Here is a 979-nt window from a genome sequence, read left to right as displayed (position 1 = left end):
TTCTACAACAAGGTATGTTCAAAGAAGGTGTCCCTGTCGATGATACGTTTGCCCGGATTATTTCGCGGATCAACCCAAAACAATTTAATCTCTGTTTTATCAATTGGATGAACTCAGTACATGAACTTACCCAAGGTGAGTTAGTGGCGATTGACGGTAAAGTATTACGCGGTTCTTACCCTCCCGAAGAACGCCTTTCAACACTCCATCTTGTCAGTGTTTACGCCACCACAAATCAACTCGTCATGGGGCAGGTTCGGACTCAGAAAAAATCCAATGAAATCACCGCAATCCCTGAATTGATTCAATTATTAAATCTGAAAGGTGCCCTGGTTTCCATCGATGCAATGGGATGCCAAACCCAAATCGCTCAGGAACTCATTGATGCCGGTGCGGATTACCTGTTAAGTGTCAAAGATAACCAAAAACGTCTCCATCAGGCGGTTCAAAATGCGTTGAAAGCGCCATGTACCTCTCCCCTGACAAGAGAAAAAATCCATGTAGAACAAGGCCATGGTCGAACCGAAATCCGAGAAAGCCATATTATCAGTGCCGATTTACTTAGAGGCCATTTCTCCGAATGGCCGGAATTAAAAACACTCGGCGTAGCAATAGGATACCGACAAGAAAAAGGTAAATCGCCAAGCCTTGAGTATCGCTATTACATCAGTTCAGCAGAACTGACAGAAGAAAAATTCGCTCAGGCAGTACGCAATCACTGGCGCATTGAAAATAATCTCCATTGGGTGTTGGATGCGACTTTTCATGAAGATGATTGCCAAATTTATCGGGAAAATGCCGCAGAAAATATCGCAATACTCAGACGAATCGCCTTGAATATGTTGAAACAGGAAAAAACCCAATTAAGTATAAGAATGAAACGTAAACGCGCCTGGATGAGAATTCAGTTTTTAGAACAGGTATTACAAGCGGGATTTTCTAACCTGAATATTATTTAATCATTCATGCGGTTGCCCTG

Annotated in this window: 1 protein-coding gene; it reads left to right on the top strand. The window is 42.6% G+C overall.

The features are described from left to right. A partial coding sequence (locus AAC854_RS24755; RefSeq protein WP_340619068.1) for an ISAs1 family transposase occupies window positions 1-959 on the top strand: 959 nt, incomplete at its 5' end. Between the last annotated feature and the right edge of the window lie 20 nt (window positions 960-979).

The sequence above is a fragment of the Xenorhabdus entomophaga genome (genome assembly GCF_037996725.1).
In the GTDB taxonomy this organism is placed as follows: Bacteria; Pseudomonadota; Gammaproteobacteria; order Enterobacterales; family Enterobacteriaceae; genus Xenorhabdus; species Xenorhabdus khoisanae.
This window is presented reverse-complemented; position numbering and strand designations above follow the sequence as displayed.